5 protein-coding genes are annotated in these 4541 nt (G+C 39.9%); 3 read left to right on the forward strand and 2 right to left on the reverse strand.

The genetic code is table 11. The features are described 5' to 3' along the window. From VIH09_RS00375 to VIH09_RS00385, 3 genes are all read left to right on the forward strand, one after another. On the forward strand, window positions 1-372 hold a 372-nt coding region (locus VIH09_RS00375), incomplete at its 5' end, for an SDR family NAD(P)-dependent oxidoreductase (RefSeq protein ID WP_331576734.1). Between the two features lie 26 nt (window positions 373-398). Further along, a complete protein-coding gene (gene folE, locus VIH09_RS00380; protein WP_331576736.1) occupies window positions 399-1013 on the forward strand; it encodes a GTP cyclohydrolase I FolE in 615 nt (204 codons plus the stop codon). Between the two features lie 26 nt (window positions 1014-1039). Then, window positions 1040-2458, forward strand: a complete 1419-nt coding sequence (locus VIH09_RS00385; protein ID WP_331576742.1) for an SDR family oxidoreductase — start codon at window positions 1040-1042, stop codon at window positions 2456-2458. Between the two features lie 211 nt (window positions 2459-2669). Here VIH09_RS00385 and VIH09_RS00390 read toward each other — a convergent pair whose 3' ends face one another. Together VIH09_RS00390 and VIH09_RS00395 are read right to left on the reverse strand one after the other, a co-directional pair. Next, window positions 2670-3965 (reverse strand): deoxyribodipyrimidine photo-lyase, encoded by a 1296-nt coding sequence (locus tag VIH09_RS00390; protein WP_331576738.1) that lies wholly within the window; start codon window positions 3963-3965, stop codon window positions 2670-2672. Then, window positions 3965-4426, reverse strand: coding sequence for an SRPBCC family protein (locus VIH09_RS00395; RefSeq protein ID WP_331576740.1), 462 nt, complete (start codon window positions 4424-4426; stop codon window positions 3965-3967). The genes VIH09_RS00390 and VIH09_RS00395 overlap by 1 nt, the downstream gene beginning before the upstream one ends. Window positions 4427-4541: the final 115 nt, after the last annotated feature.

The following is a 4541-nucleotide window of genomic DNA, read 5'->3' on the forward strand; positions in this document are numbered from 1 at the left end:
CTAAAAAAAGGAACTGATCCTTCTATAGTACTGTTTAGTACCGTTGCCATAAAACTGGGAATGCCTTTTCATGCCAGTATTGCTACGGCAAAAGCAGGCGTTGAAGGATTGGTGAAATCGTTGGGGGCAGAATTGGCATCGATAGTACGCATCAATGCCATTGCTCCCACGATTACCGAAACCACTCTTTCCGCAGGAATTCTGAGGAATGATCGAATGAGAGAAAACATGGTGGAACGCCATCCAATGAAAAATTACCTCAAACCGCAGGAAGTAGCCGGGATGGTTGATTTCTTGATTTCGGAAAAAGCTAAATCCATATCCGGACAAGTTTTCGAAATGGATTACGGCATCGTCACATTCAAAATTTAAAAATAAAATAAATATTAGCCAAACAAATGATAGCCAAACAAACCAGAAGTTACGAGAAAATCGAGCAATATGACGAAGAATTAACCGCATCACTTGCCGATAACTACAAAACAATAATAGCCGATTTAGAAGAAGACATAGCAAGAGAAGGACTTGAAAAAACTCCGGAGCGAGTGGCAAAAGCAATGCAATATCTGACTCACGGTTACGGATTAGACCCCTTAGAAATCCTAAAATCAGCAATGTTTACGGAGGACCACAAACAAATGATTGTGGTAAAAGACATTGAGGTATATTCCATGTGTGAGCATCATATGTTGCCTTTTTTCGGTAAAGCGCATATAGCATACATCCCAAATGGACAGATTGTAGGATTAAGTAAAATTCCCAGAATAGTGGATGCCTTTGCTAGAAGAATGCAGGTACAAGAAAGGCTGACGGACCAAATAGAGAATTGCATTCAGGAAGCCCTAAACCCTCTTGGAGTAGCTGTTGTCATTGAAGCGCAACACATGTGCATGCAAATGCGAGGAATCCAAAAACAAAATTCGGTGACAACCACGTCCTCTTTTACGGGAGCGTTCGAGAAAGATAAAACAAGAAAAGAATTTATAAGTCTGGTTTCGAATAAATTGAGTTAACTTTAAGTACTTTAATAAAACCAATGATGAAAATTCTCTTAACCGGCGCAACAGGATATATCGGAAAACGACTATTACCGATTTTGGTAGAACAAGGTCACGAAATCGTTTGTTGCGTTAGAGATAAAAACAGGTTTTACACCCCTAAAGAATTTGAAAAGAATATTGAAGTAATAGAAGTCGATTTCCTTAAAGAAGAAACGCTATCGGCAATACCGCCAGACATTGACGCGGCCTACTACCTCATCCATTCCATGTCGAGCTCGTCTGACAATTATGATGAGTTAGAAAGCATTTCGGCAAAAAATTTTGTGCAACGCATCAATCAAACGGATGCCAAACAAGTAATTTACCTTACCGGAATTGTCAATGACAAATCTCTTTCCAAACATTTATCGTCGAGAAAAAATGTGGAGGACATTTTAAGTTCAGGAAATTATGCGATGACCGCACTCAGGGCAGGGATTATAGTTGGTTCAGGAAGCGCTTCATTTGAAATCATTAGGGATTTGGTCAACAAACTCCCTATCATGATTGCACCAAAATGGCTAAATACAAAATGCCAACCCATAGCAATTGCAGATGTGCTTGCCTTCCTGTCAAAATCATTACTTAACCCATTGACCTACAATCAAAATTTTGATATTGGTGGGCCCGACATTCTTACCTACAAAGAAATGTTGTTGGGTTTTGCAAAGGCAAAAAATTTAAAACGTTGGATTTTCACCGTTCCGGTTATGACCCCGAAATTATCATCCTACTGGCTTTATTTCGTGACATCAACATCCTATAAATTAGCGTCAGCTCTGGTGAGTAGCATGAAAGTCGAAGTCATATGTAGGGACCGACGAATTAATGATTTATTGAAGATCGAGCCCATGTCCTATCAAGAGGCTGTATCGAGGGCTTTGGTGAAAGTGGATGAAGATAAGGTGGCCTCCAGCTGGAAAGACTCCTTAGTCAGCGGGCGTTTTAATACCAATATGTCTGAACACCTTATCATTCCTGAAAAAGACTGTTTTATTGACCGGAGGAAAATGGAAATAAAAGACAGGGAATACACCATAAACAAAATCTGGTCCATTGGCGGAGATACGGGCTGGTATTATGGGGATTGGCTATGGGGATTGCGCGGGTTTATAGACAAATTGTATGGCGGTGTCGGTTCCCGTAGAGGGCGAACACATAAGAAAGACATACACGCTGGCGACGCTCTCGATTTTTGGCGCGTACTGTACGCCAATAAAGAGGAAGGTAAACTGGTTCTGTTTGCAGAAATGAAATTACCCGGAGAGGCATGGCTGGAGTTTAAAATTGTCAACAACGTCCTATATCAGACCGCGACATTCAGACCTAGAGGATTATGGGGCAAACTGTATTGGTATTCCGTTTGGCCTTTTCATGGGTTTATATTTAAGGGAATGCTGGAAAAATTAGTCCATTAGATTTTTAACCATATAAGTCATATAAGTTAAAAAAAACAAGTGTTTTGTCTATCAAAAAAAGACTAGTAACAATTGAACTTGAACCATTAAGGAATTAAGAATCATTAAGTTATCAATAGCTACATGAAATTTAATCACTTATTGGTTTATTTTTTGTCCTTCATTCCATAAAACATTAAAAAAACTTACATGACTTATATGTTTAAAAGACTCATTTAAGAATACCCGCTTTGTAGGTAGCAATTGCCCTGTCTCTGGCCATGGCGTGTTCCACCATGGGCTCACCGTAGCCAAAATCGAATTCCTTAATCCATTTCCTGATGTAGATTCCGTCTTTGTCAAATTTCTTTTGCTGAATCTCCGGATTGAATACCCTAAAATAGGGCGCCGAATCGCAACCGGTTCCCGCTGCCCATTGCCAGTTCCCCACATTTGCCGACATGTCATAATCCAGTAATTTTTCGGCAAAATAAGCTTCCCCCCATTGCCATTGTATTAGTAAATGCTTGCAAAGAAAACTCGCAGTAACCATCCGCACTCGATTGTGCATATACCCTGTTTCGTTGAGTTGCCGCATTCCCGCATCAACCATAGGATATCCCGTGGTTCCGCTGCACCAGCGCTTGAAATCTTCCTCATCATTTCGCCACTGGATTCCGTCATAGGCAGATTTGAAGTTGTGGGTGACCACTTTAGGGAAACTGAACAGAATTTGCATAAAAAACTCCCTCCATATCAATTCGCTCAAAAAGACATCGTTTTTGTGAAATGCCCAATTGACTAATTTCCGAATGCTTACCGTCCCAAAACGCAAATGCGGTGATAGGTAAGAGGTTTGGTCCAAAGCGGGAAAGTCCCTTATGTCTTGGTACTTTACAATGAATTTTAAGTTGTGAGATCTTACTTTTATAGTGCTTTCTTCGAAGCCTATTTCTTTCAAAGTTGGAAAAACAAAGCTGCTTTTATGAAAGTTAGAAAAATGAGTCTCCGTATCATATTCCCGAACTGGAGCCATTGATCTGTATTTCTCCAGCCACTTATTTTTGTACGGCGTATAGATCGTGTATGGTAACCCGTCTGCTTTAGTGATTTCCTTCTCTTCAAAGATCACCTGATCTTTAAAAGAATAGGAAACTATATTATTTTTTTCCAATAAATCACAAATGGCTGTATCCCGAGTTATCGCATACGGCTCGTAGTCTTTGTTGAAGAAGACTTCCTTGACATCATATTCTCCTAAAAGTGATTTCCAAACGTCGATAGTTTGTCCCTTTCTTACTAAAAGGGAACTTCCTGTTTCTTGCAGCTTGCCGCTTATTTTCAAAAGGGAATCGTGGATAAAACTGACCCTAGCATCGTTTTTTGGCAAACTCTCCAATATCAAATCATCAAAAATGAATAGCGGAATCACTGGATATTTGGACTGCAATGCATGAAATAGTCCCACATTATCCTCCAGGCGCAAATCGCGTCTGAACCAAAAGAAGAAAACTTTTTGCTTTTCCATTATTTAGAATTAAACATTTTATCAACCATGACGCGCCTATGCTCAAAAATATCTTTCAGCTTGTTTTTAACTATCAGCATATTCATGATGCGACCAATGAAACCCAAAGGCAGGGCGTAATGAACCAAATCGGTCATTTTAGTGCCGTTTTCCGTGGCTTCAAAAAAGTGTTTGTGGTGCCACAAAGCATACGGCCCAAAACGCTGCTCGTCGATGAAATAACTGTTTTCCTTAACGAATGTGATTTCGGTTACCCAAGGCAATTTTAAGCCCAAAAGAGGAGACACTTTGTATTGTATTATTTGTCCTGCATACATGGATTTATTGTCGAAATCGGTGATTTCGAAACCCATTGTTTCAGGGGTGATTTTCTGAAGGTTTCTTGGACTGGAAAAAAAAGCCCAACAGTCCTCTAAACTTGCATTTACGTGTTGAACGCTTTCTTTTTTATAGAGTTTCATCTGTATTATTTTTTGTTTTTCAATCGGAAATAGTGTCGAACTGCGGCTTGCGTGAGGGGTAAAAGTGCAGCTCTTTCTATGGCTGCACTTTTTGCCGGCCATAGAAAAGCGGGAA

It is taken from the genome of Flavobacterium sp. (assembly GCF_036515215.1).
Lineage (GTDB): Bacteria > Bacteroidota > Bacteroidia > Flavobacteriales > Flavobacteriaceae > Flavobacterium.